A 22,694-nucleotide genomic window follows, 5' to 3' on the forward strand; every position below is an offset into this window, starting at 1 on the left:
CGGAGCGAACGCTCCGGCCCTCGGTTCTGGTGGACGATACTGGGATTGAACCAGTGACCTCTTCCGTGTCAGGGAAGCGCTCTCCCGCTGAGCTAATCGTCCTCGGTACTGCTACGGGTGGTGCAGCGTGCGCGATACTGGGATTGAACCAGTGACCTCTTCCGTGTCAGGGAAGCGCTCTCCCGCTGAGCTAATCGCGCTCGGGTCCCCATGACGACGTGCCGGGGAAGGGCCCTCCCGGGCCCAGTGGACGATACTGGGATTGAACCAGTGACCTCTTCCGTGTCAGGGAAGCGCTCTCCCGCTGAGCTAATCGTCCTCAGAGGTGGAGACGGGATTTGAACCCGTGTAGACGGCTTTGCAGGCCGTTGCCTCGCCTCTCGGCCACTCCACCACGCAGGGGCGGTGACCCCCACTTCGAGCGGACGACGAGATTCGAACTCGCGACCCTCACCTTGGCAAGGTGATGCTCTACCAACTGAGCCACGTCCGCAGTGCCTCCCCCGGAGTTCGCGTCCGGGCGGGACCTCCGCCGGGGCGCTTCCGCGTCCCGGCGACGAGTTGAACTCTAGCGGATTACGGCTCAGCGACCAAAACGCGTTTCCGCAGCGTGCCGGGTCGGTGACCAGCACATCTCGCCCGTCGCCACCGACCTAGACTCGCACTCGCCCCTCCGGACCGACCTGGGAAGCCCCGTGCCCGACCTCGAGCCCCTCGCCAGATTCGGCGGCCTCGTCGCCTCCGACCTGCGGGATGTCACCACCGACCCCGCTGCCCTGGACTCCTCCGGCTTCTGGGCGGTGGTCGCCGGCTTCGACGGCGGCACGGTCTGCGCGCGCTTCGGGAACGTACGGCCGGCGCCGGCCGAGCCGGCCCCGCGCCGTCCGTGGAAGGGACCGGCCCGCGGCGACTGGACGTCCTCACTGGACCGCGTCGGCTACACCGCGGGAGTGCGTCGCGTCCGCGAGTACATCGCGGCCGGCGAGGTCTACCAGGCCAACCTGTGCCGGGTGCTCACCGCTGTGCTGCCCGACCCGGAGGCCGACATCGACGCCCTCGCCGCCGTCCTCGCCCGTGGCAACCCCGCCCCGTACGCGGGAATGGTCCGGCTGCCTGCCCACGGCACAGAGGTGGCCAGCGCCTCCCCCGAACTGTTCCTGAGCCGCCGCGGTGCGGTGGTCGAGTCCGGGCCGATCAAGGGCACCGGCCGCACCGAGGCGGACCTGCTGCCCAAGGACCACGCCGAGAACGTCATGATCGTCGACCTGGTACGCAACGACCTCGGGCAGGTCTGCGCCACCGGCACGGTCACGGTCCCCGACCTCTGCGTCGTGGAGAAGCACCCCGGACTCGTCCACCTCGTCTCCACCGTGCGCGGCGAACTGCGCGAGGGCGCCGGCTGGGCCGCGCTCCTGGACGCCGCGTTCCCGCCGGGCTCCGTCACCGGAGCGCCCAAGTCCAGCGCCCTGCGCATCATCGCCGAACTGGAGACGGCCCAGCGCGGCCCGTACTGCGGCGGCATCGGTTGGGTCGACGCCGACCGCGGCACCGGCGAGCTCGCGGTGGGCATCCGCACCTTCTGGATCGACCGCACCGCGCCCGGCGGCCCCGTACTGCGGTTCGGCACCGGCGCCGGGATCACCTGGGGCTCCGATCCGGAGCGGGAGTGGGACGAGACGGAACTGAAGGCCTCCCGGCTGCTGGCGGTAGCGTCGGGTACGTACGACTCGAACGAAGGCGAACGGAACCATGGGGCGAAGTGACACCGTGAGCACGAACACCGCGGGCGCGATCTGGGTCAACGGCGCGCTATGCGAGACCGACGAGGCATCCGTGTCCGTCCTGGACCACGGCCTGACCGTGGGGGACGGCGTCTTCGAGACGCTCAAGGCCGCCGGCGGCACCGCCTTCGCGCTGGACCGCCACCTGCGCCGCCTGGCCCGCTCCGCGCGCGGCCTCGGACTGCCCGAGCCCGACCTGGACGAGGTGCGCCACGCATGCGAGGCCGTCCTCGCCGCCAACCCGGTGCCCCACGGCAGGCTCCGCGTCACCTACACCGGCGGCACCTCCCCGCTCGGCTCCGAGCGCGGCACCACCGGCCCCACCCTGGTGGTCGCCCTCGGCTCCGCGAGCGTCCGCCCCGACACGACGGCCGTCGTCACCGTTCCCTGGACCCGCAACGAGAAGGGCGCCCTCGCGGGACTGAAGACCACCTCGTACGGGGAGAACGTCGTGGCCCTGGCCCGCGCCCACGAGCACGGCGCCTCCGAGGCGCTTTTCGCCAACACGCGGGGACGTCTCTGCGAGGGCACCGGCTCCAACGTCTTCGTCGTCCTCGGGGGCAAGCTGCTCACCCCGCCGCTTGACTCCGGCTGCCTCGCCGGGATCACCCGGGAGCTGGTGATCGAGTGGGCGGGCGCCGAGGAGGCCGATCTCCCGTTCGAGGTGCTCGGGGAGGCGGAGGAGGTCTTCGTGACCTCCTCGCTCCGCGACGTCCAGGGCGTCCACCGGGTCGACGACCGCGAGCTGCCCACGGGGACCCGTCCCGGCCCGGTGACGGCCAAGGCGATGCGGGTCTTCGCGGAGCGCTCAGCGGCACACCCCAACCCCTGAGCCGGGGCGTCGCGCCTCCGTACCCCGCGACCCACGCAGAGCGGCGACTTGGTAGAACTCGACACCATGACGACCACCCTGCGCCCGGCCGAGCCCGAGCAGCGCCGACCCGACGGAGTGCGCGCCCGCCGCTTCCACGTCTGTGTCAACGGACGAGTGGTGGGCGAGACCACCGTGTCCACCGACCCTCGGTTCGGGCCGGAGGTGGGCGGCATCGTCGCGCTGCGGATCGACCAGGCCGAGCAGCGCCGCGGCCGCGGTACGGTCGCGGCCCTCGCCGCCGAGGAGGTGCTGCGGGGCTGGGGCTGCCGTCGCGTCGAGGTCTCGGTGCGGGCGGAGGACTCGGCGGCGCTCCGCCTCATGGACGCGCTGGGGTACGTCGTCCGCAACCGGTCCATGTCCAAGACGCTGCCCGACGTGCCGCCGGCCCTGCCGCCGGACAGTGCCGTGCGGCCGATGACGGAGGCGGAGTACCCGGTGTGGGCGGCCCAGGCGCGGGACGAGTACGCGCTGTCCCACATCCGGCGCGGCGTGCCCGAGGCGCAGGCCCGCGCCAAGGCCGAGGCGGACTTCAGCGCCCTCCTCCCCGAGGGGCCGGCGACGCCGGGCGCGGTGCTGAGGGTGCTGGAGGCCGGCGGGGCGACGGCGGAGGAACGGGAGGCCGTGGGGAACCTGTGGCTGGGGCGCAGGGACGAGTCCACCGGGTACGTCTACAACGTCCGCGTCGCCGAGGCGCACCGCGGGCGGGGCCATGGGCGCACGCTCATGCTCGCGGCGGAGCGGGAGTGCCTGGCGGCGGGATTCGAGCGGCTGGGGCTGAACGTCTTCGCCGGGAACGAGCCGGCGGAAAGGCTCTACGCGGCCCTCGGGTACGAGGTGACACAGGTGCACGCGGCGAAGCCGCTGGTCTGAGTCCCTGGTCGGCCAGGGGGACGTTGTGTGTGGGGCGGCGTCCACACGGAGCGTACGGAGGCTGCCCACGTACCGGTGGCCGGCTGTCCCGCCGTCTCGCGTCCTGGGGGCGCGAGGATGCCGGCTGCGGAGGGGGAGGGTGTGGGGCTGCCCTTCTCTGCGGTGCGGGTGGGTTCGGAGCGGGGGCTCAGGCTCCGGAGCGGATTCCCGCACCCATGGCGTGAGTCTCGTTGCCCCGCGAGGAGAGACGGCCGCTTCCACGCCCACTCGTGGTGGTGGGGGCGTTCGCCGTGACCGGCGTCTGCGGCCGATACGGGGTGCTGTCGGGCGATTGAGGGGGACGGCGGGCCCGCTTTCGCCGACATGGGTGGCGACACAGAGCCCGATGTCACCAGGCGCATCGGGGGCACCCGCAGACGCGGTTCACGGCGGGCACGGCACCCACGCACAGGGGGCGTGGCAACCGGCCATCCGCACCCGCGGACGGCAAAAGAGACCCCGGCCGCCGCAAAGGTCACCCGCGACGGTGCCGGAGCCCCGCCACGCACCACCCGCACACCCCCGGCGAGGGCAGGCCCCACCCCTCCCCTCCGTAGCCCTCGTCTGTGCGCGCCCGGAGGGCGCGAGGGTGGGACAGCCGCGGTACCCGGAGTCGGACGCGCTCCGACGCGATGGGAACGCCGCCCTTCGGCCTTCAGGCGTCGTGCGTCCGGGGCCGCGTCGCCGTACGGCGGCGGCACAGCTCAGCGGCCCAGAGCGCTGTCCGCATAGGTTTCGATGCGGGCGCGCAGGTCCTCCTGAGAGGTGCCGCCGTCCAGGCGTTCGCCGGAGATGACGTAGGTGGGGGTGCCGGTGACGCCGATGGCCTTGCCCTCGGCGTGATCGGCGTCGACGACGAGAAGGTGCCGCCCGTCGACGAGCGCTGTGTCGACCTCTTCCGCGTCGAGGCCCAGCTCGGCCGCGATCTCGACCAGCACTGCCTCGCCCCGCTCGCCCAGTTCCTTCGTGCGGGCGAGGACCGCCTCCGTGTACTCCCAGCCGCGGCCCTGGACGAAGGCCTCCTCCGCGGCCTGGGCGGCGGCGTAGGAGTGCTTGTGCTTCTCCAGGGGGAAGTGCCGCAGTTGGATCTCCAGGGCGTCGCCGTAGCGCTCGCGCAGGGCGCGCAGGTCGGTGAGGGCGGTGGCGCAGTCGGGGCACTGGAGCTCGCACCAGTACTCGAGGACGACGGTGCGGGGAGTCGCTTCGTTCATGGGGTCAGTCTCCCACTGGGGGAGGAGCCGCCCCGGAGATCACCCTGAGGTCGCGTCGGGGTCGTGGCCCGCGGGCGGGGGCCGGGTGCAGGATGGAGCCAGCAGACGATTTCGGAGGAGCTCCGCATGCTGACTTCGACCGTATGTGTCGCGCTGTCCGCGGCGGGCCTGGCGATCGCCCTGCTCGCCGCTTTCCGGCGCAGGTTCCGCAAGGCGACGGTGATCGCGGCGGCAGCCCTGCTGCCCGTCGGCCTGTACATGACGGGCCTGCTGTCGCTGGCCGGCACCGTCGTCCGGGCCGTCGTGGACTGGGCGGCGGACCTGGTGTTCAAGCCGTCCGTGTGGGCGGGGTTCGCGGTGCTGGCCCTGTCCGTGGTGCTGTACGCCCTGGCGCGGGTCTTCGGACGCCGCGGGCGCGTCACGGAGGGCGGCGGCGGGGGCCGGGCGGTCGCTCCGGAGGCGGAGAAGCCGGCGCTGGGGCGGGGGCGGAAACCGGCCTCGAAGACGGCGAAAAACGATCCCGATCTGGCTGAATTCGGTGAGATCGAGGAGATCCTCAAGCGCAGGGGCATCTGAGCGGCGTGTTGCTCGCGGGGGGTGGCGGCGTTGCGTCATCATCGCCCTGGCGGCCTTCAACTACCGCCCCCTGAGCGGTGTTTGGCACGGCCGGGGGCGTACGGTTGTACGGGTTCGCCCCCCTCCTAGCGCACCGTAAGGCCATGCAAGCCGACGCAGACGACGACGAGCCACGCGGTTGCCTGTTCGCGCTCTCCCAGCCGCCGCTGATGCTCTTCCTGACCGTCATCGGCGGTCTGCTCGCCCTCGGCGGGCTCTACGACCTCTGGCCGTTCTGAGCCGGCACGGCGGCGACGGCCTCCCGGCGGCGCGCCCGGTAGGCGGCGACATGGAGCCGGTTGCCGCAGGTGCGGCTGTCGCAGTAGCGACGCGAACGGTTCCGTGAGAGGTCGACGAAGGCGCGCCGGCAGTCCGGGGCGTCGCAGCGGCGCAGCCGCTCCCGCTCCCCGGCGACGAGGAGGAACGCCAGGGCCATGCCGCAGTCGGCGGCCAGGTGGTCGGCGAGGGAGGCGCCCGGGGCGAAGTAGTGGACGTGCCAGTCGTAGCCGTCGTGATCGGTCAGCCGGGGCGTGGTGCCGGCCTCGGCGACGAGGGAGTTGACCAGCGCGGCGGCCTCGCGGGTGGCGGGCGCGGAAAAGACCTGGGCGAAGCGCTGCCGGAGGGCGCGAACCGCGGCAAGGTCCTTTTCGTCCAGCGAGTCGACGTCGCTGATCGCGTTGCGTTCCACGAAGGCGCTCAGTCCCGCGAGGTCGGCCAGATCCTCGCGGCCGTCACTCTCCGGAGTGGTGTTGAGGAGATCCACCACGCAGTCGAGTGCGCACCTGGTGTCATGGTTGATCAGCACGGGATCGCTCTCTCCCTGGCCTGATGGGTCGGGCGTTCCGGTGACTGTAGCGCGAGAGCCGTCGTCGTGGAGCGCGCTGCTCTGCGACGACGGCCCCGGCAGGTCGGGTCCGCGCCGTACCCCCGAGATGCGTACGGCGACGGACGGTCGGTGGACTCAGCTCTCGGCGAGGATGTGCGAGAGCTCGGTGTCCAGGTCGAAATGGCGGTGTTCGGTGCCGGGGGGCACCGCGGCGTCGGTCCGCTTCAGGAACGACTCCAGGGCCCGCGCCGGGGCCTCGAGCAGCGCCTCCCCCTCCGGAGAGCTGAGGGCGATGCACACGACGCCCTGGCCGTGACTGCGGGACGGCCAGACCCGGACGTCGCCGGTGCCGGTGGGCCGGTGCAGACCTTCGGCGAGCAGGTCGCGGGCGAACACCCATTCGACTGTCTCCTCGGCACCGGTGTGGAAGGTGGCGTGCACGGCGTAGGGATCGGCCGTGTCGTACCGCAAGCCCGCGGGTACGGGCAGTGACGATTCGCTCGACACAACGAGGCGCAGGTGCAGCTCGCAGCTGACCGTGGTGTTCATAAGCGCCAGGGCCTTTCGCTCAGTGTGCGCTCGGGGATTCGCACGTCGGCGAAATCGACATGCCACCTGCGGGGACGTTGTAAACCCCTCTGACGGGTTTGTGAGGGTTCCGGTACCTCGTCCGGCCGAGTTCTTTTCCTCCCCGGCGAGCCATTACGGTGACGGAGTCGGGTCGGGTAGGTTTGGCGGCATGACTGCGGAGAGTGACGAGCGGGAGGTGGCCGTGGCCATGGATCCCGCGACACGCGACATGGGGGACGGCGGGGAGGCCGGCGACGGGCGGGCCGGGGGCTCCGAGCCCCCGCTGGGGTCGAGGGCGCCGCAGTTCATCCGCCGTTCCCGAGCGCTGCACATGAGCTGGCAGGTCGGGGTCTTCCTGGTGGGTCTGGCGGTCGTGGGCACAGGTGTGATCCTGCTTCCGCTGCCGGGGCCCGGCTGGGTGGTGATCTTCGCCGGCATGGCGGTCTGGGCGACCGAGTTCGTCTGGGCCCAGCTCGTGCTCCGCTGGGCGAAGCGGAAGGTGACCGAGGCGGCGCACAAGGCGCTCGACCCGAGGGTGCGGCGCCGGAACGTGACGCTGACGGCCGTCGGGCTGGTGATCATCGGCGTGCTGCTGGGATACTACGTGTGGAGGTTCGGCTTCGTGATGCCGTGGAAGGCCGACCTGGGCTGACGCGCCCTGCCGAGGCGCCCTGCCGAGGCGCCCCTGACACATGTCTCGTCGGCGGTCCCGTTCGGTCCTGTTCATGGTTGCGGTCTTGGTCGCGCCGACGTCTGGGCCTCGGGCCTGCGTGATGGTCGGGGGCACCCGCTGACATGCGGTAATGTTGGTCCCGCACCCGGGCGATTAGCTCAGCGGGAGAGCACTTCGTTCACACCGAAGGGGTCACTGGTTCGATCCCAGTATCGCCCACCCGGACCGAGGGCCCGGAAGCCGTAGCGGCTTCCGGGCCCTCGGCGTCGTGTGCGGGCGCGCGCCGGGCTCACAGCTCCGGGGCCGCGTCACGGGCCGGGTCCTGTGCCTGGGGGCCGCGGTGCTGCAGCAGGCGGGCGAGGCCGTGGCGGGTGGCCGCGAGGACGACGCGGTCGTCGGGCCGCAGGACGTAGCCGGGGTGCAGGTCCCAGGCCAGTTCGGGCTCACGGGGACGGAGATCGTGGTCCATCGCCGCGGCCAGGTCCGGCCGCCGGTCGGAGGGCGCGGCCAGGTCGAGGGCGAGCACCCGCCACTCGCCCGGGCGGAAGGCGTCGCTGATGGTGCGTCCCTGCAGTTCCGCGTGATCGCGTACCTCGATCGCCGCGAAGACCAGCACCTGGCGTTCCACCGGAATGGCGCCGAGGACCTGGCGGCCCATCATCGCGCCGGCGAACGCGGGCGCCGCCAGGGTGGAGACGCTGCGGCTGCGGGTCGTGGCCTCGGGATAGGAGTCCCGCATCGCCCGGTAGACGGTGGTGGCGAAGTCGTCGTCGAAGATCCGCATCACCACGCGCAGGCCGGGGGCGGCCTCGCGGGCGCTCAGCGCGGCTTCCAGATTGGTGGTGTCGTCGCTGGTGAGAGCCATCAGTGCCCGGCTGGAGCCGATCCGGGCGTCGTCCAGGACCCCTTCCTCGGTGGCGTCGCCGATGACGACCGGTACGCGCCGAGCGCGGGCATGGGCCACGCCGCGCGCCTCGGGGTCCCGTTCGACGCACACCACGTCGATGTCGAGCGCGCACAGCCTGTCCAGGACCCGGCTGCCCACTTTGCCCAGGCCGATCAGGACGATGTGCCCGGACAGACCCCGGGGCGGCGACCGCAGCGCGGAGGCGGTGCGGAAGCTGCCCAGCGTCTCCAGCACGATCGCGAAGAGCACCGGCAGCAGCGCCGCGCCGGAGAGTCCGGACAGCAACTGGAGGATCTGCCGTCCGGGGCGGTCGTCCACCGCCGGATCGTTGATGTTGAGCAGGTCAAGCAGCGACAGGTACGCGGCGTGCAGGGGCGAGCCCCCGACGGCACGCCAGGTCAGGGCGGCGAAGAGCACCTGAAGGACGATGAGCCCGGCGAAGGCGTACCCCAGCCGCCGGGAGAAGAGCTCCCGCAGGGGTGGCGCGCCCCTGCGCCGCCGGCCCGCGGGCCTGCCCTGGTCCCGGGTGACCGTCTCCAGGACGACACGGCCGTGCGCCCCGGCAGCGGCCCGCACGGTGCTGTCGTCGGGCAGCAGCCGCGCGCCGCCCGGGCCGGCGGCGTCGGCCTCGCCACCCGGATCGGCGGGGGAGTCGGACAGCACGGCCAGGGTGCACAGCGCCGGCGGATGGCGCGGCCCGTCGTCCTCGCTGTTGAGCGGACGCTCGGCGGCGCCCAGGATCAGTCCGCCGGCCTGGACGACCTTGCTGCTCCCGACCACGGCCGCCGCCACCAGGGCCGGGGCGGCGGTGTCCGCGTCGGACAGGACGGTGGTGGACGCGTCGAGCTCGTAGGGCCGCAGCTGCGGAGAGCGGGCCGCGGCGGCCCGTTCGAGCATCTCCTCCAGATGCCGGCCCAGCTTGCGGTTGTACATGCGGATGACGAGCCGGATGTCGGGGTTCAGGCGCCGGGCCCGTAAGGCGGCGTGGATGTTGGTCTGGTCGTCGCCGTACGCGAGCGCCAGCGCCACCGCGTCCCGCACACCCGCCTCGAGCAGGGTGGTGTCGCTCGGCTCCACCGCTTCGAGCACGCGCACGCCGTGCCGCCGCGCCAGTTCGGCGATCCGGGGTCCGCGGTCGTGGCGCAGCGAGGGCAGGACCACCGTGACGTGCTGGCGGTAGCTGGCGGCCAGTTCGTGGGCGAGCCGGTGGACGAGCGCGTCCTCTCCGCAGATGACCATGTGTCCGAGCAGCGGTGCACTGCGCCTCTGGCTCGGCACACCCGGCATGCCCGCGGCTTCCCCGATCCCCGGCACGTGCCCCCCGTTTCCGCTTCCGGGCGGGCTCTCCGCCCCCGGCGGCAGCGCCGGACCGATCGGGCGCGGCCGGCCCTGCGGCAGGGTATCCGCTCTGCCGCCGAGGGTGTGCCCCGGTCGCCCGTCCACCGCGGCACGCGCCTGTTCGGTCGACATTCAGCGGTTCCCGGTGGCGGCGCGACGGACCCCGGCCGCGGCCGGGATATGTCATGGACCATGAGCGGCAGCGGAGAACCATCGCCGAACAGGGGGCCGGGACAGCCGGGGAAAGCACAGGCATCGCCACGATGGCGCCGTGCCTTCACCGCCGGCGCCCCCGCGGGTCCCTTCCGTCCCGAGTTCTGGCGCAGCCCCATCCGCGGGCCGTGGCTGACGTCGGTCTTCGGCCTGGTGCTGCTGTTCGGCATCCCGGTGATGTTCGTGACCGGCGCGCTCTCCTACGCCGCCTACAACCCGGACCTGGGTCCGACCAACGACCAGACGCCGGACAAGGGACTGTTCGGCTTCTACCTCTTCGACTGGCCCACCGATCCCGCCTGGCTGTACCGGCTGACCCAGGGCGTGCATGTGACGCTCGGAGTGGTCCTCGTGCCGGTGGTGCTGGCGAAGCTCTGGTCGGTGATCCCGAAGCTCTTCGTGTGGCCGCCGCTGCGGTCGCCGGCTCACGCGCTCGAACGCTTCTCGCTGCTCCTGCTGGTGGGCGGTGTCATCTTCGAGTTCGTGACCGGGATCTTCAACATCCAGCTCCTCTACGTCTTCCCCGGCTCCTTCTACACGCTGCACTTCTATGGCGCCTGGGTGTTCATCGCCGCCTTCGTCGTCCATGTGAGCCTCAGACTCGGCCGGATGCGGCGCGCCCTGCGCAGCCGCGATCCGATCCGGGAACTGCGCACCGGGGTCGCCGGCACCCGCCCCGAACCGCCCGATCAGGACGGCCTGGTGCCCGTCGCGCCGGCGTCCCCCACCATCAGCCGGCGCGGCGCGGTGGGGATGGTCGGCGCCGGATCGCTGCTCGCGCTGGTGGTCACCGCGGGGCAGAGCATCGGCGGCCGGCTGCGCGACACGGCGCTGCTCGCGCCGCACAACCGCGAGCCGGGCAGCGGCCCGAACGGCTTCCAGATCAACAAGACGGCCACGTCCGTCGGTGTCACCCCGCGACTCGTCGGCCCCTCATGGCGGCTCGAGGTGCGCGGCAGCGGACGGACAGTGGTCCTCACCCGCGAACAGCTGCTGGCCATGCCGCTGCACACCGCGGCCCTGCCGATCGCCTGCGTGGAGGGCTGGTCGACCACCGACCAGCAGTGGGAGGGCCTGCGGCTCGCCGACCTCGCGGCGCTCAGCGGGCTGCGTGACGCCGGCAGCGTGCTGGTGGAGTCCGTCCAGCCCCCGGGCCCCTACAGCTCGGTGATGCTGCGGGGAAACCAGATCCACGACCCGCGGGCCCTGCTGGCGCTGCGGGTCAACGGAGCGGACCTGTCCTTGGACCACGGCTATCCGGCACGTGTCATCGTCCCGGCCAACCCCGGGGTCAACAACACCAAGTGGGTCCACCGCCTCACCTTCCGGACGTGATCATGCTCCGAAGCCTGCGCTGGTACGGTGCCAGTCCCCTCCACCTCCTCGTCCTCCTGTGCTCCCTCGCCGTCACCGGGTACGCCTGCGTCCGCCTGTTCGCGCAGCGGCCCGTGGAGGTGGCGATCTGGCTGGTGGGCGCGGCGATCCTGCACGACCTCATCCTGCTGCCGCTGTACTCGCTCGCCGACCTGTCGGCCCGTTCCGTCCTCCGCCACCGGGTCCAGGACACGCCCGCGCTGCCCTGGATCAACCATGTGCGCGTACCCGCCTTCCTGTCCGGCGTCCTGCTCCTGACCTGGTTCCCCCTGATCCTGCGGCTGTCCGGCCCCTACGAGGCGGCCACGGGGCTCTCCGACGACGTCTACCTCGGCCGCTGGCTGGCCGTCACCGCCGTGCTGTTCGGCCTGTCCGCCGTGGTCCTCGCCGCCAGGCTGGGCCGGGCCCGCCGACGGGCGCGGGGCGGCGGGAAGCGGCCCCCTGCGGGCAGCGGTCGAGGATGACCTCCTTCGTGCGAAGGCTTACGAACCGCTGACGTGACGGCGTCGTGCGGCCGCGGGCGGGGCGGGCGGCCGTACGGTCGTCGCATGTTGATCCTCGTCACCGGAGGTGCGGGCTTCATCGGCTCGCACGTCGTCACCGCCCTCAGCAGCGCCGGGCACGAGGTGCGCGTGCTCGACGCACTGCTGCCCGCCGCGCACCGCACGCCCCCGCCGGTCCCCGACGGGGTGGACTGGAGGCACGCCGACGTCCGCGACGCCTCGGCTGTCGCCGAGGCCCTGCACGGTGTGGACGCCGTCTGCCATCAGGCGGCGATGGTCGGACTCGGCAAGGACTTCGGCGACGCACCCGCCTATGTGGGGTGCAACGACCTGGGCACCGCGGTGCTCCTGGCCGGCATGGCGGAGGCGGCGGTGGGCGCCCTGCTGCTGGCCAGTTCGATGGTGGTCTACGGCGAGGGACGCTATGAGTGCCCGGCGCACGGCGTCGTGGAGCCGGGGCCGCGCGCGGAGTCCGACCTGAGGGCGGGACGCTTCGAACCGCCGTGTCCGAGGTGCGGCGAACCGCTGGCGCCCGGACTGGTGGCCGAGGACGCCCCGCTGGACCCGCGCAACGTCTACGCCGCCACCAAACTGACGCAGGAGCACCTCGCCTCCGCATGGGCTCGCGCGGTGGGCGGACGGGTGATCGCGTTGCGGTACCACAACGTGTACGGGCCGGGGATGCCGCGCGACACCCCGTACGCCGGGGTCGCCTCGCTGTTCCGGTCCGCGCTGGAGCGCGGTGAGGCGCCCCGGGTGTTCGAGGACGGCGGCCAGCGGCGCGACTTCGTCCACGTACGGGACGTGGCCGGGGCCAACCTGGCCGCGCTGGACGGTCTGCCCGGGCTGCCGGAGGGGACCGCGCGGGCGTACAACGTGGGCAGCGGCGAGCCGCACACGGTGGGGGAGATGGCCGCCGCCCTGGCGAAGGCGCACGGCACGAGGACGCCGGTGGTCACGGGCGAGTACCGGCTCGGCGACGTCCGCCACATCACCGCCTCCTCCCGCAGGCTGCGGGACGAACTGGGCTGGAAACCGCACGTCGGCTTCGCCGAGGGGATGGCGCGGCTCGCGACGGCTCCGCTGCGTGACGGCTGATCCGCCCGCCCGTCCGCCCGCCGCCCGCCCGGGCCCGGACGGTGCGGGCGCGCCCGGCACCGGTGGGGACGTCAGGCGGCGGCGGGCAGACGGACCTCGAAGCGGCAGCCGCCGGGGACGTTGCGCACCGCCGCCCGCCCCTGGTGGGCCTCGACGATGCCCCGCACGATCGCCAGCCCCAGACCCGCACCGGCGGGCGGGGTCCGCGCATCGGTGCCGCGCCACCCCGTGTCGAAGACGCGGGGCAGATCCTCCGCAGGAATGCCGCCGCAGCCGTCCGTGACGGACACGACGACGCTGTCCGACTCCCGGTGGGCCGAGACCGCGACGGTGCCGTCGGCCGGCGTCCGGTGGATGGCGTTGACGAGGAGGTTGGCCAGGGCGCGGGTCATCTCACGGCCGTCCACCTCCACCGGGACGGGTTCGACGCCGTCCCCGACGATCCGCACGCCGTGCGCCTCGGCCGTGGCGGCGGCTCCCGCCAGCGCGTCGCCGACGAGGTCGTAGACCGACATGCGGGTGGTGCTGAGGGCGAGGACACCGGCCTGGATGCGGGAGAGCTCGAAGAGGTCGCCGACCATGCCGGTCATGCGCGCGACTTCCCTGCGGATGCGGGCGTGGTAGACGGCGGGGTCCGCGGCGATGCCGTCCTCCAGGGCCTCGGCCATGGCCTGCAGCCCGGCGAGCGGGGTGCGCAGGTCATGGGAGATCCAGGCGACCAGTTCGCGGCGGGATTCCTCCAGGGCCCTCTCCCGCTCCCTGGAGGCGGCGAGCTTCGCGCTGGTGGCGGCCAGCTCCCGGCCGAGCTCGGCGAGTTCGGCGGTGGGCGCGGCGGCGGGCGGGGTGAAGCCGCCGTCCTCGCCGAGGGCGCGGGTGGCCTCGGCCAGGGCCCGGCTGCCGCGGACCACGCCGCGGCCCAGCGTGAGCGCCACCGCGAGCGACACGACCGCCGCGACGGAGCAGACCGTGGTGACGACCCACATGTCGTGGTCGGAGAGGAACATGGCCCAGGCCACGAGCATGGTTCCGGCGAGCATCGCCGCGACCGCGACCGCGGCCACCACCGCCAGCGACAGCGCGACCGAGCGGTGGCGCAGCAGCCGCAGGGCACCCGTGCCGAGCAGGCCGGCGCCGGCCGCGCCGACGGCCGCATAGGCCACGATGAGGACGGCGTCACGCACCATCGCCGGCCTCCTTCTCCGCGGCCGGAGGGTCGAACCGGTAGCCCACACCCCACACGGTGCTGATCAGGCGGGGGCGCGCGGGATCCTCCTCGATCTTCTCGCGCAGGCGGCGGACGTGGACGGTGACGGTCGACAGGTCGCCGAACTCCCAGCCCCACACCCGGTGCATCAGCTCCTCGCGGCTCATGGCCCTTCCGGGATGCCGCAGCAAGAAGCGCAGCAGGTCGAACTCACGTGCCGTCAGGGAGAGGTCGGTCCCGTGGCGGGTGACCCGGCGGGCGTCCGGGTACAGAGCGAGCGGGCCGGCCCGCAGCGCCGCCGCGGCCGGGGCGGTCCGGCCCGCCGGCTCTCCCGCGCGGCGCAGCACCGACTCCACCCTGAGCACGAGTTCGCGGGGGCTGAAGGGCTTGGTGACGTAGTCGTCCGCCCCGACCTCCAGGCCGAGGACGCGGTCCGCCTCGTCGCCGCGTGCGGTCAGCATGATCACGGGGAGCGGGCCGCCGGCGCGCAGGCGGCGGCAGACCTCGAGGCCGTCCATGCCGGGGAGCATCAGGTCCAGGACCACCAGGTCGGGCGCCCGGGCAGCGGCCAGGGCCACGGCGGTCGGGCCGTCGCAGGCCACGTCGACGGCGAAACCGGCCCGGTTCAGGTAGCCGACGACGACCTCGGCGACGGTGGCGTCGTCGTCCACGACGAGTACGTGCTTCACGCCACCGAGTCTCGCACCCGCGTTTCGGCCGGAGGTGGGAGCGCTGGCGGGACGTCAGCGATCCGTAAGACGCCCAAGTCCCTTTTGCCGCTTTTGTGCCCGTAGGGTGAGTGGGGTGATCGAGTCCTCCTCCTCTCCTTCCGCCGCCGTGGACGTGGTGCTGCCCTGCCTCGACGAGGCCGAGGCCCTGCCGTGGGTGCTGGACCGCATCCCGCCGGGATGGCGCGCGATCGTCGTCGACAACGGCTCCACCGACGGTTCGGCGGACATCGCCCGCGCCCTCGGGGCGCATGTCGTCCATGAACCCCGGCGCGGTTTCGGCGCCGCCTGCCACGCGGGCGTCACCGCCGCGACGGCCGACGTCGTCTGCGTCTGCGACTGCGACGCCTCCCTCGACCCCGCTCTGCTCCCCGCCGTCGCCGGTCCCGTCCTCGACGGCGCGGCCGACCTCGTCCTCGGACGCCGCAGGCCCGTGACACGGCGCGCCTGGCCCTTGCACGCCCGGCTGGCCAACGTGGAACTCGCCCGTATGGTCCGCCGGCGCACCGGCCTGCGCCTGCACGACCTCGGACCGATGCGCGCCGCCCGCCGCGAACCTCTGCTCGCCCTCGGCCTGACGGACCGTCGGTCGGGATATCCGCTGCAGATGGTCGTCCGCGCCGCCGACGCCGGCTGGCGGGTGCGGGAGACGGACGTGCCCTACCGGCCGCGCACGGGCCGCTCCAAAGTGACGGGTACCTGGCGCGGCACCTGGCAGGCGGTACGCGACATGCGCTCCGTCCTCGCCGAACCGGTCGCGGTCGGCGCCGGAGCGGGCACCGACGCACCCGAGCCGGCGGCCCCCTCCCGGGGCGCCGGGCGGTGACCGCCCGTCACCCGGCCCCGCCGCGGGCCACGCTGCTGGTGATCGCCAAGGAACCCGTCCCGGGACGGGTCAAGACACGGCTCACCCCGCCCTACACGCCCCGGGAAGCGGCCACCCTCGCGGAAGCCGCGCTCGCCGACACCCTGCACACCGTGCTCGAGGCACCCGCGCGGCGGCGCGTGCTCGTCCTGGACGGCGCCCCCGGTCGCTGGCTGCCGCCCGGTTTCGATGTCGTGCCCCAGGAGGACGGCGGCCTCGACGAGCGGATCGCGGCCGCCTTCGGCCACTGCGACCGCGGACCGGCCCTCCTCATCGGCATGGACACCCCGCAGCTGACGGCGCGGCTCCTCGCCGAGACCGCAGGCGCAGGCCACGACGCCTGGTTCGGTCCGGCCGAGGACGGCGGTTTCTGGGCGCTGGGGCTCGCCGATCCCGGACTCGCCGCGGCCCTGGTGCGGGGCGTGCCGATGTCCACCGAGCGCACCGGGGCGGCACTAAGGCGCCGGCTCGTCGAGGCGGGTCTCACGGTCCGCGACCTGCCGGTGCTGCGGGACGTGGACACCGCCGCCGACGCCGCCGCGGTCGCCGCCTGCTGCGCACCCGGCTCGCGCTTCGCCACCGCGCTGCACTCGCTGAGCGGAGAGCGCCGGTGAGCGCCGCGCCCGGCGGTCCGGACCCCGCCCTCGCCGGAAGGACGGCGCGGACGGCGGCGCCGTGGACCGGCCGGACCGTGCCGGCGCGGCCGGCGGACCTCGGCGTACCGCCGCATCCGGACACCCGGCCGGACCCGTGCCTGCCGGGCGAGCCATGGACGGACGACCCCTATGCGCACGCCATACGCACCGGTCGCGGCCCGCTCTTCCTGCGGCGTCTGTCGCCGGTCTCGCCACCGCCCGGCGACGGGGGCTCCGAGAACTCCGGGGATTTTGGGGCGGACGGGGAACTGCTGCCGCTGGACATCGAGCGCTGGTGCGCCGCGGCCGACACCGCCGACACCGCCGTCCTGGACCGCTGCACCGGTGCCGTCCTCGACGTGGGCTGCGGGCCCGGACGCCTGGTCGCGGCCCTCGCCGCCGGGGGTGTCCGGGCTCTCGGAGTGGACGTCAGCCCGGCCGCGGTGGCCCGCACCAGGCAGCGCGGAGGTTCCGCCGTGCGCCGCTCCGTCTTCGACCGCCTGCCGGGGGAGGGCCGCTGGGACAGCGTCCTGCTGATGGACGGCAACGTCGGCATCGGCGGCGACCCGTTCGCCCTCCTCACCCGCCTGCGCGCCCTGACCGCGCCCGGTGGCCGCCTCCTGGCGGAGGCCGCGCCGTACGACGCGGACGAGCGCCTCGTCGTCCGGGTCGAGGACGGCCACGGCCGGCACGGCCGCCCCTTTCCCTGGGCCCGACTCGGCGTCACCGTCCTGCTGCGCACCGCGGAAGGCGCGGGGTGGGTCGCGGCGGGGCGCTGGACCGCCGAGGGCCGCTCCTTCGTGGAACTGCGCCGCCCCCGGACAGGACGGCGCGACAACTCTCCCACGGCCACCGGAAGGCGGCAGCGGCCATGAGCGACACCGCCCCCGCACCGCCCCGCATGCCGCAGCCGCCGCCCGTGCGTCCCGGGACGTCTGCGCACCGCGTACCGGCCCGTGTCCGCGTCATCGCCGTCGTCCTCCTCCTGGCCGCACTGACCGCCGTCGTCGTCTGCACCCTGCGAGCGGACGACGGGCAGGGCGGCCCGGGCCGCCTGCTGCCGGCCGGATACGCCGTCGCCTGGGCGCTGTTCGCCGCCTCCGCGTGGGCCGTCCGCACCGTCCCGGCGCGCGCCGCGACGGGGCTGGTCCTGGCGGGAGCGGCCGCCGTGGCGCTGGCCGGCCTCGCCGGACCGCCGCGCACCAGCACCGACATGTACCGCTACGTCTGGGACGGCCGCGTCCAGGCAGCCGGGATCTCCCCGTACGCCCGTCCGCCCGCCGCTCCCGAACTGGCCAGGCTGCGCGACGGCTGGCTGTTCCCCGCCGAGGACTCCTGCCGGGGCTGGGGACTGACCCGGACGGACAGCGGCCTGTGCTCCCGGATCAACCGCCCCACCGTCCCGACCATCTATCCACCGGTCGCCGAAGGGTGGTTCCTCGCCGTCGACCTCCTCTCCTCGCCCGGCGACCGGCACAAGCCGCTCCAGGCGGGCGGAGCCCTGCTGGCGTTCGGGACCACCGCCGCCCTGCTGGCGGTGCTGCGCCGGCGCGGCGACCCGGACCGGGCCCCTGCGCGTGCCGCCCTGTGGGCCTGGTGCCCCGCCGTCCCCTTCGAGGCGGTCGACAACGCGCACATCGACACCCTCGGTGTCCTGCTGGCCGTGCTGGCCCTCGGCACCGCCACCGCCGGGGCCCGGCGGGGCGCGTTGCTCGGTGCGGCCGCCGCCGTGAAACTGCTGCCCCTTCTGGCGCTTCCCGGCGCTCTCTCGGGGGAGCGCGGGGCGGGCCGCGTCCTGCGCACGGTGTCGGCGGCGGCGGCCGTCATCGCGCTCGCCTATCTGCCGTACGCCTTCGCCTCGGGCGCGGGCGTCCTGGGCTACCTGCCCGGCTACCTCGCGGAGGAGGGCTACCAGCCCGACGCGGTGCGCCGCTTCGCCCTGCTGCGTCTGCTGCTCCCGGACGCCGCCGCGGGGGCGGCCGCCGGCGTACTGATCGTCCTCGCGGCCCTGTACGTGTGGCGACGGGGCGACCCGGCCAGGCCGTGGCGCGGCGCCCTGATGCTGACCGGTACCGCGCTGCTGCTGGTCTCGCCCAACTACCCCTGGTACTCCCTGCTGCTCGTCGGGCTTGTCGCGCTCGACGGGCGCTGGGAGTGGCTGACCGTCACCTTCGCGGGCACCGCGCTCTACCTCGGCGGTCCGCTCCTGCCGGGCTTCCCCCTCCAGGCGGTGACGTACGGCACGGCGGCCGTGTGCGTCGCGAGCGGCGCCTGGCTGCGCACCGCCGCCGCACGACGACTCCTGCGGAGGAGCCCGCGCTCCTGAGAGAGGCCGCGCCGGGCCTGCGCGGCGCCGGGGCGGGGCGCGGGCGGGAACCCCGGCGGCGGGCGGACCTCCCACCCGCACGTACCGTCACCTGAGGCGGCCCAGCGCCTCCCGCACGCGGCGCACGTCGCGCAGACGCCGCTCGTACGTCGCCCCGATCCCCAGCAGGAGGACGCCCGCCAGGGCGAGCGGCACCCAGCGGGGTACCGCGCCGAGGGCCTGGGCGAGGTACGGAGCCAGTTCGTGCAGCGCGTCGAGCGCGAGCACCGCCGAACCCAGCAGCAGCGGCGCGGCCAACCGGTGGCGGGCACCGAGGAGCAGTACCGTGAGCGAGGCCGCGCCCAGGCAGAGGGGGCGGCCCCAGCCGGGGTCGCCCCAGGCGGCGGCGAGGCTCGGCAGGAGGGTCGCGGCGAGCCCCGGGGCGTAGGCCGCCCAGGACGAGAACGCGGGGTCGCGGCGCCGCCGCAGGGCGCCGAGGGCCAGGGCGGCGACCGTGACGGGGAGGGTGTACGCCTCCGGGGCGCCGACCCCGGACGCCGCCAGGCGCACCCAACTCGCCGCTGTCAGCAGGCAGGTCGCCACGTATCCGAGCCACCGCCGGTCGGCCCGCAGCGCCGCGACGGCCGCTGTGAGGACGCCCGTGAGGGCGAGCGCGAGGGCGAGCAGCGCGGGGTCGTCGGCGACGAGGACGACCCCGAGGAGGGCGGCCGCGTGACCGGGGTCCTCGAAGGGGCGACCGGGGGCGCGCAGGGCGGCGCTCTGGGCGGCCGCGGCGATGGCCAGGAGGGTGAATGCCGCCGCGTGGGCGGGCAGTCCGATCCAGGCGAGGCCGGCCGCGCAGACGACCGTGGCGGCGGCGGTCACCGCGCGGGTGCGTGCCGCCGCGGCGTACAGCGCGCCGAAGCAGGCCAGCAGCACGGCGAGCACGGTGAGCGTCGCCGTGCGCTCGGGGTGGACCCAGGCGACGGCCGTCGCGGCGAGCCCGCACGCAGCCGCCAGGGCGGTCCAGGCGAGGGCTCTGGCGAGGGCTCTGGCCGACAGCGCGAGCAGGGCGGCCACGACGACAAGCCGCAAGGGCAGCGGGCCGGGCACGCACACGGCGAGCGCCGCCGACACCAGGGCGCCGCAGGCGGCGACCGGGCCGTACGCGGTGCCGCGGTGCAGCCGCGCCGCAGCGGCCAGTTCGGCGGCGAACACCCCGGCCACCACGACCGCGCCGTACCGGCCCTCCCACGCGTCGGGCCTGAGCACGCCCACGGCCAGCGAGGGCAGCGCCCACAGCAGTGCCAGGGCGTGTACGGCGGCGGCTCCCGCCCCCAGCCCCGCGGCCACCGGGCGGAGGCGGACCGGGACGGCGAAGGCCGCGAAGCCGAGGACGAGCGCCGCGCACACCAGGTACCCCGGCACGACCCAGCCACCGGGCACAGCGGTCCGGGCGAGCCCGCCCACCGCGCCGACGACCGTGAGCGCCACGCCCCCCGAGAGCGTTCCGGCCACCGCGGCGGGCACGGTGCGCCGCAGCGCGACGGCGAGCGCCACCGCCGCGGCGCCCAGCAGCAGCGCGCCGGCGCGCAGGGCCGCACCAGCGTCGGCGGCCGAGAAGGAGAGTCCGCCCGCGGTGAGCAGCCCTGCCGCCCCGACGGCCGTGCCGGCGCAGGCGGCGGTGATCCGCGTGCCGCGTCCGCCGGAACGGAGGGCGGCCACCGCGTCCAGCGCGGCCGTGACGAGCAGGGCGGAGGTGACACCGTAGGCCGACTCCGTGGCCGACGCCCACAGCGGCAGGGGGAGTTGGCCGATGAGCACGGCGAAGGGCGCGGGCAGCGCGAGCCGCCCGAGCGCCTTCCCGTACCCGGCCCAGAGGGCGGTGACGACGGCCAGGGACACCGCCGCGTAGCGCAGCCCGTCCGTGCCGGACAGGGCCACGCGGTGCAGCGCGTACGCGTCGAGCAGCAGCAGGACGAGGCCCAGGCAGGCGACGACCTCGGCCGTCGCGGTCAGCCCGCGGCGCAGCAGCAGCGCCGGCGCGCCCGTCGCGGCGAGTGTCAGCGCGGCAAGGACGGCGGCGCGGCCGCCGATGCCGAGGTGGCCCCAGCTGATGACGGTGAACGCGGTCGCGGCGACGGCCAGCAGCACTCCGCCCAGGGCGAGCAGCAGGTTCTGCACCGCGTGCGGCGAGGCCTCCCGCCGCGGCGCGGCACCCCCGGGCGCGCCCGGACCGCGGCCCCAGGCCGCGCCCGGCCGCCCGCCCCGCGGTGCGGGCGGCTGCGGCGGCCGCAGCAGCGCCAGCAACTCCCCGCGCCGCACGAGCAGGCGGCCGCGTTCGGAGTCGAGCCGCAGCAGTGCCCGGTCGGTGGCCCGCAGTTCCTCGGCGACCGGGCCGGTCAGGGGCAGCGCGCAGCGCGGGCACGCGGGCGGTGGCGCCGTCGCGGGCAGCCAGGTTCCACACGCGGGGCAGCGGTCGTGCGGCGGGGGCGTCGTCTCCATGGCTCGGAGTGTGACGCGGCCCACGCACCCGGGCATGCGCGCCGGTACTCATCTCCGGCTTGAGTACGCACACTGACCCCATGGACTGGAGCCGTTACCGCTTCCGCAGCCTGTGGCGGATCGCCGCCGCACCCGAGGCCGTGTACGCCCTCCTGGAGCGCCCGCACGAGTACCCGGCCTGGTGGCCCCAGGTCCGCGAGGCGCGGCGGACCGGTGCGAGCTCCGGCGCCCTGCGCTTCCGCTCGCTGCTGCCGTACGACCTGTCCGTCACCGCGCACGAGACGCGCCGGGACCCGCAGGAGCGGGTCCTGGAGGCGGCGCTGTACGGGGACCTGGAGGGGTGGGTGCGGTGGACGGCGGCCGCCGACCACACGGGCGGCGGCACCCGGCTGCTCTTCGAGGAGGACGTGGTCGTCAACAAGCCGCTGCTGCGGCGGCTGGCCGTGCCGTGCCGCCCGCTGCTGCGGGCCAACCACGCCCTGATGATGCGGCAGGGGCGGCGCGGCATGGCCGCCGCCCTGCGCGCGCAGGGCGCACCCGGCGCGGAAGCCGTTTGAACGCAGCCGCCCGCGCCCTGTATTGTTCAGGTCGTCCCGGGCGATTAGCTCAGCGGGAGAGCACTTCGTTCACACCGAAGGGGTCACTGGTTCGATCCCAGTATCGCCCACCCTCACGAAGGGCCGGTCCATCACGGACCGGCCCTTCGCCGTGTGACCGGGCCGCACGACGCGGTGCCGTACGACGCGGTGTCGCACGACGCGGTGCCGCACGGCACCGGGCGGCAACTCCCCGGGCGTGACGCGGGGGAGTCCTACGCCGCGGGCTCCTCGGGGGCCCGTGCCGGCGACGGTCGCAGCGGCCAGGCCGGGTCGACCCGCTCCTCGGTGCCGCTGCGGGCGAACCACGCCTGCAGCCCGCGGGCCTGGCCCGCGTGCCAGAGCGCCTGCCGGGCGTGCAGTTCGGCGGGCAGCACCTCGCCGATCCGCGCGGAGAAGCGGTGCCCCAGCACCCGTACGAGGGCGAGCGCGGCGAGGGCGTCCGCCGCGGCGTCGTGGGCGTCGGTCAGGGCCACACCGTAGTGGGCGCACAGGTCGGTCAAGGTGCGGCGGCCCTTGCGGTAGCGGTCGAGGTGCTTGTCCAGGACCCGGGGGTCGAGGACGCGCAACGGGCCGCGGACCAGGTAGGCGTCGAGCGCCCTGCCGCGATGGCGCCTCAACTCCCGGTCGAGCAGCGTCAGGTCGAAGGGTGCGTTCATCACCACCAGCGGCACCCCGGCCGCGGCCAGTTCGCCGAGCGCCCGGGCCACTTCCTCCACCACCGGGCCCGGACGGCGTCCGTTCGCGCGGAGGTAGTCGTCGTCCAGCCCGTGCACCGCCCGGGCCCCTTCGGGTACCGGGACGCCCGGGTCCACCAGCCAGCGGGTCGTCCGGACGGGTGTGCCAGGGGCGTCCTCGACCGCCAACGCCGCCGAGACGACCCGGTCGTGCTCCACGTCGACCCCCGTGGTCTCCGTGTCGAAGGCGGCCAGCGGGCCGTCGTACCAGTGCGGCATGGCGCACC

General features: G+C 74.6%; 22 protein-coding genes and 7 tRNA genes. 16 read left to right on the forward strand and 13 right to left on the reverse strand.

The window, feature by feature from the left end:
* Positions 1–27: 27 nt before the first annotated feature.
* The 5 genes from ACRWND_RS03905 to ACRWND_RS03925 all read right to left on the reverse strand — a co-directional run bounded on the left by ACRWND_RS03905 (position 28) and on the right by ACRWND_RS03925 (position 493).
* Positions 28–102: transfer RNA gene (locus ACRWND_RS03905), tRNA-Val, on the reverse strand.
* A 26-nt stretch (positions 103–128) separates the two neighbouring features.
* Positions 129–200 (reverse strand) — tRNA-Val (locus ACRWND_RS03910).
* 47 nt (positions 201–247) lie between these two features.
* Positions 248–319, reverse strand: a tRNA-Val gene (locus ACRWND_RS03915).
* Between the two features lie 4 nt (positions 320–323).
* Positions 324–394 (reverse strand) — tRNA-Cys (locus tag ACRWND_RS03920).
* A 26-nt stretch (positions 395–420) separates the two neighbouring features.
* Positions 421–493, reverse strand: a tRNA-Gly gene (locus ACRWND_RS03925).
* A 202-nt stretch (positions 494–695) separates the two neighbouring features.
* Between ACRWND_RS03925 and ACRWND_RS03930 the strand changes: the two genes are divergently transcribed.
* The 3 genes from ACRWND_RS03930 (at position 696) to ACRWND_RS03940 (ending at position 3,525) form a co-directional block, all read left to right on the forward strand.
* Positions 696–1,763: a chorismate-binding protein gene (locus tag ACRWND_RS03930; protein ID WP_431945868.1), complete on the forward strand. Its 1,068-nt coding sequence runs from the start codon at positions 696–698 to the stop codon at positions 1,761–1,763.
* Positions 1,750–2,613, forward strand: a complete 864-nt coding sequence (locus tag ACRWND_RS03935) for an aminotransferase class IV (protein WP_431945870.1) — start codon at positions 1,750–1,752, stop codon at positions 2,611–2,613. Before ACRWND_RS03930 ends, ACRWND_RS03935 begins: the two co-directional genes overlap by 14 nt.
* Positions 2,614–2,679: 66 nt before the next feature.
* The gene (locus tag ACRWND_RS03940) at positions 2,680–3,525 is read left to right on the forward strand and encodes a GNAT family N-acetyltransferase (protein ID WP_431945872.1); all 846 of its coding nucleotides are present in this window, start codon (positions 2,680–2,682) and stop codon (positions 3,523–3,525) included.
* Positions 3,526–4,268: 743 nt separating this feature from the next.
* Here the strand turns inward: ACRWND_RS03940 and ACRWND_RS03945 are convergent.
* The gene (locus ACRWND_RS03945) at positions 4,269–4,775 is read right to left on the reverse strand and encodes a DsbA family protein (protein ID WP_431945874.1); all 507 of its coding nucleotides are present in this window, start codon (positions 4,773–4,775) and stop codon (positions 4,269–4,271) included.
* Positions 4,776–4,901: 126 nt separating this feature from the next.
* On the opposite strand from ACRWND_RS03945, the gene ACRWND_RS03950 reads away from it, so the two are divergent.
* Together ACRWND_RS03950 and ACRWND_RS03955 are read left to right on the forward strand one after the other, a co-directional pair.
* Positions 4,902–5,351: a hypothetical protein gene (locus ACRWND_RS03950; RefSeq protein ID WP_431945876.1), complete on the forward strand. Its 450-nt coding sequence runs from the start codon at positions 4,902–4,904 to the stop codon at positions 5,349–5,351.
* A 143-nt stretch (positions 5,352–5,494) separates the two neighbouring features.
* Positions 5,495–5,629, forward strand: coding sequence for a hypothetical protein (locus ACRWND_RS03955; RefSeq protein WP_431945878.1), 135 nt, complete (start codon positions 5,495–5,497; stop codon positions 5,627–5,629).
* Here the strand turns inward: ACRWND_RS03955 and ACRWND_RS03960 are convergent.
* Positions 5,608–6,195 carry a CGNR zinc finger domain-containing protein gene (locus ACRWND_RS03960; protein ID WP_431945880.1) on the reverse strand — a complete coding sequence of 196 codons (588 nt, stop codon included), beginning with the start codon at positions 6,193–6,195 and terminating at the stop codon, positions 5,608–5,610. The genes ACRWND_RS03955 and ACRWND_RS03960 overlap by 22 nt on opposite strands.
* A gap of 156 nt (positions 6,196–6,351) precedes the next feature.
* Positions 6,352–6,765, reverse strand: a complete 414-nt coding sequence (locus ACRWND_RS03965; protein WP_003959770.1) for an SsgA family sporulation/cell division regulator — start codon at positions 6,763–6,765, stop codon at positions 6,352–6,354.
* A gap of 190 nt (positions 6,766–6,955) precedes the next feature.
* Between ACRWND_RS03965 and ACRWND_RS03970 the strand changes: the two genes are divergently transcribed.
* Both ACRWND_RS03970 and ACRWND_RS03975 read left to right on the forward strand, forming a co-directional pair.
* Positions 6,956–7,438: a TIGR02611 family protein gene (locus tag ACRWND_RS03970; RefSeq protein ID WP_431945913.1), complete on the forward strand. Its 483-nt coding sequence runs from the start codon at positions 6,956–6,958 to the stop codon at positions 7,436–7,438.
* 168 nt (positions 7,439–7,606) lie between these two features.
* A tRNA-Val gene (locus ACRWND_RS03975) sits at positions 7,607–7,678 on the forward strand.
* Positions 7,679–7,748: 70 nt separating this feature from the next.
* Here the strand turns inward: ACRWND_RS03975 and ACRWND_RS03980 are convergent.
* A complete protein-coding gene (locus tag ACRWND_RS03980) occupies positions 7,749–9,605 on the reverse strand; it encodes an NAD-binding protein (RefSeq protein ID WP_431945915.1) in 1,857 nt (618 codons plus the stop codon).
* 291 nt (positions 9,606–9,896) lie between these two features.
* On the opposite strand from ACRWND_RS03980, the gene ACRWND_RS03985 reads away from it, so the two are divergent.
* The 3 genes from ACRWND_RS03985 to ACRWND_RS03995 all read left to right on the forward strand — a co-directional run bounded on the left by ACRWND_RS03985 (position 9,897) and on the right by ACRWND_RS03995 (position 12,892).
* A complete protein-coding gene (locus ACRWND_RS03985; RefSeq protein WP_431945917.1) occupies positions 9,897–11,252 on the forward strand; it encodes a molybdopterin-dependent oxidoreductase in 1,356 nt (451 codons plus the stop codon).
* A 2-nt stretch (positions 11,253–11,254) separates the two neighbouring features.
* Positions 11,255–11,755: a hypothetical protein gene (locus ACRWND_RS03990; protein WP_431946038.1), complete on the forward strand. Its 501-nt coding sequence runs from the start codon at positions 11,255–11,257 to the stop codon at positions 11,753–11,755.
* A gap of 84 nt (positions 11,756–11,839) precedes the next feature.
* The gene (locus ACRWND_RS03995; protein ID WP_431945919.1) at positions 11,840–12,892 is read left to right on the forward strand and encodes an NAD-dependent epimerase/dehydratase family protein; all 1,053 of its coding nucleotides are present in this window, start codon (positions 11,840–11,842) and stop codon (positions 12,890–12,892) included.
* A gap of 71 nt (positions 12,893–12,963) precedes the next feature.
* Here ACRWND_RS03995 and ACRWND_RS04000 read toward each other — a convergent pair whose 3' ends face one another.
* Both ACRWND_RS04000 and ACRWND_RS04005 read right to left on the reverse strand, forming a co-directional pair.
* A complete protein-coding gene (locus tag ACRWND_RS04000) occupies positions 12,964–14,076 on the reverse strand; it encodes a sensor histidine kinase (protein WP_431945921.1) in 1,113 nt (370 codons plus the stop codon).
* On the reverse strand, positions 14,066–14,785 hold the full coding sequence (locus ACRWND_RS04005) for a response regulator transcription factor (RefSeq protein ID WP_431945923.1): 720 nt from the start codon (positions 14,783–14,785) through the stop codon (positions 14,066–14,068). The genes ACRWND_RS04000 and ACRWND_RS04005 overlap by 11 nt, the downstream gene beginning before the upstream one ends.
* Before the next feature lie 115 nt (positions 14,786–14,900).
* On the opposite strand from ACRWND_RS04005, the gene ACRWND_RS04010 reads away from it, so the two are divergent.
* Genes ACRWND_RS04010 through ACRWND_RS04025 form a run of 4 tightly spaced genes read left to right on the forward strand, consistent with a single transcriptional unit; the run spans position 14,901 to position 18,650 of the window.
* Positions 14,901–15,650, forward strand: coding sequence for a glycosyltransferase family 2 protein (locus tag ACRWND_RS04010; RefSeq protein WP_431945925.1), 750 nt, complete (start codon positions 14,901–14,903; stop codon positions 15,648–15,650).
* Entirely contained in the window at positions 15,647–16,303 is a 657-nt protein-coding gene (locus ACRWND_RS04015) for a TIGR04282 family arsenosugar biosynthesis glycosyltransferase (protein WP_431945926.1), read from the forward strand. Before ACRWND_RS04010 ends, ACRWND_RS04015 begins: the two co-directional genes overlap by 4 nt.
* On the forward strand, positions 16,300–17,199 hold the full coding sequence (locus ACRWND_RS04020; RefSeq protein WP_431945928.1) for a class I SAM-dependent methyltransferase: 900 nt from the start codon (positions 16,300–16,302) through the stop codon (positions 17,197–17,199). Before ACRWND_RS04015 ends, ACRWND_RS04020 begins: the two co-directional genes overlap by 4 nt.
* Positions 17,196–18,650 (forward strand): glycosyltransferase 87 family protein, encoded by a 1,455-nt coding sequence (locus ACRWND_RS04025; protein WP_431945930.1) that lies wholly within the window; start codon positions 17,196–17,198, stop codon positions 18,648–18,650. The genes ACRWND_RS04020 and ACRWND_RS04025 overlap by 4 nt, the downstream gene beginning before the upstream one ends.
* A gap of 87 nt (positions 18,651–18,737) precedes the next feature.
* Here the strand turns inward: ACRWND_RS04025 and ACRWND_RS04030 are convergent, their stop codons facing one another.
* A complete protein-coding gene (locus ACRWND_RS04030; RefSeq protein ID WP_431945932.1) occupies positions 18,738–21,134 on the reverse strand; it encodes an SCO7613 C-terminal domain-containing membrane protein in 2,397 nt (798 codons plus the stop codon).
* Between the two features lie 80 nt (positions 21,135–21,214).
* Between ACRWND_RS04030 and ACRWND_RS04035 the strand changes: the two genes are divergently transcribed.
* Together ACRWND_RS04035 and ACRWND_RS04040 are read left to right on the forward strand one after the other, a co-directional pair.
* Positions 21,215–21,691 (forward strand): SRPBCC family protein, encoded by a 477-nt coding sequence (locus ACRWND_RS04035; protein WP_431945934.1) that lies wholly within the window; start codon positions 21,215–21,217, stop codon positions 21,689–21,691.
* 38 nt (positions 21,692–21,729) lie between these two features.
* Positions 21,730–21,801, forward strand: a tRNA-Val gene (locus tag ACRWND_RS04040).
* A gap of 144 nt (positions 21,802–21,945) precedes the next feature.
* On the opposite strand, the gene ACRWND_RS04045 is transcribed toward ACRWND_RS04040, so the two are convergent.
* Positions 21,946–22,686 (reverse strand): exonuclease domain-containing protein, encoded by a 741-nt coding sequence (locus ACRWND_RS04045; protein WP_431945936.1) that lies wholly within the window; start codon positions 22,684–22,686, stop codon positions 21,946–21,948.
* Positions 22,687–22,694 lie beyond the last annotated feature (8 nt).

It is taken from the genome of Actinacidiphila sp. bgisy167, from assembly GCF_965342175.1.
Lineage (GTDB): Bacteria > Actinomycetota > Actinomycetes > Streptomycetales > Streptomycetaceae > Actinacidiphila.

What these genes read in the sequence shown, in the direction of transcription:
- ACRWND_RS03985 (WP_431945917.1), top strand. Translation starts at nt 9,897, where the DNA reads ATGAGCGGCAGCGGAGAACCATCGCCGAACAGGGGGCCGGGACAGCCG.
- ACRWND_RS03990 (WP_431946038.1), top strand. Translation starts at nt 11,255, where the DNA reads ATGCTCCGAAGCCTGCGCTGGTACGGTGCCAGTCCCCTCCACCTCCTC.
- ACRWND_RS04045 (WP_431945936.1), bottom strand. Translation starts at nt 22,686, where the DNA reads ATGCCGCACTGGTACGACGGCCCGCTGGCCGCCTTCGACACGGAGACC.
- ACRWND_RS04035 (WP_431945934.1), top strand. Translation starts at nt 21,215, where the DNA reads ATGGACTGGAGCCGTTACCGCTTCCGCAGCCTGTGGCGGATCGCCGCC.
- ACRWND_RS03955 (WP_431945878.1), top strand. Translation starts at nt 5,495, where the DNA reads ATGCAAGCCGACGCAGACGACGACGAGCCACGCGGTTGCCTGTTCGCG.
- ACRWND_RS04030 (WP_431945932.1), bottom strand. Translation starts at nt 21,134, where the DNA reads ATGGAGACGACGCCCCCGCCGCACGACCGCTGCCCCGCGTGTGGAACC.
- ACRWND_RS04025 (WP_431945930.1), top strand. Translation starts at nt 17,196, where the DNA reads ATGAGCGACACCGCCCCCGCACCGCCCCGCATGCCGCAGCCGCCGCCC.
- ACRWND_RS03995 (WP_431945919.1), top strand. Translation starts at nt 11,840, where the DNA reads ATGTTGATCCTCGTCACCGGAGGTGCGGGCTTCATCGGCTCGCACGTC.
- ACRWND_RS03945 (WP_431945874.1), bottom strand. Translation starts at nt 4,775, where the DNA reads ATGAACGAAGCGACTCCCCGCACCGTCGTCCTCGAGTACTGGTGCGAG.
- ACRWND_RS04000 (WP_431945921.1), bottom strand. Translation starts at nt 14,076, where the DNA reads ATGGTGCGTGACGCCGTCCTCATCGTGGCCTATGCGGCCGTCGGCGCG.
- ACRWND_RS03935 (WP_431945870.1), top strand. Translation starts at nt 1,750, where the DNA reads ATGGGGCGAAGTGACACCGTGAGCACGAACACCGCGGGCGCGATCTGG.
- ACRWND_RS03950 (WP_431945876.1), top strand. Translation starts at nt 4,902, where the DNA reads ATGCTGACTTCGACCGTATGTGTCGCGCTGTCCGCGGCGGGCCTGGCG.
- ACRWND_RS03980 (WP_431945915.1), bottom strand. Translation starts at nt 9,605, where the DNA reads ATGGTCATCTGCGGAGAGGACGCGCTCGTCCACCGGCTCGCCCACGAA.
- ACRWND_RS03970 (WP_431945913.1), top strand. Translation starts at nt 6,956, where the DNA reads ATGACTGCGGAGAGTGACGAGCGGGAGGTGGCCGTGGCCATGGATCCC.
- ACRWND_RS03965 (WP_003959770.1), bottom strand. Translation starts at nt 6,765, where the DNA reads ATGAACACCACGGTCAGCTGCGAGCTGCACCTGCGCCTCGTTGTGTCG.
- ACRWND_RS03940 (WP_431945872.1), top strand. Translation starts at nt 2,680, where the DNA reads ATGACGACCACCCTGCGCCCGGCCGAGCCCGAGCAGCGCCGACCCGAC.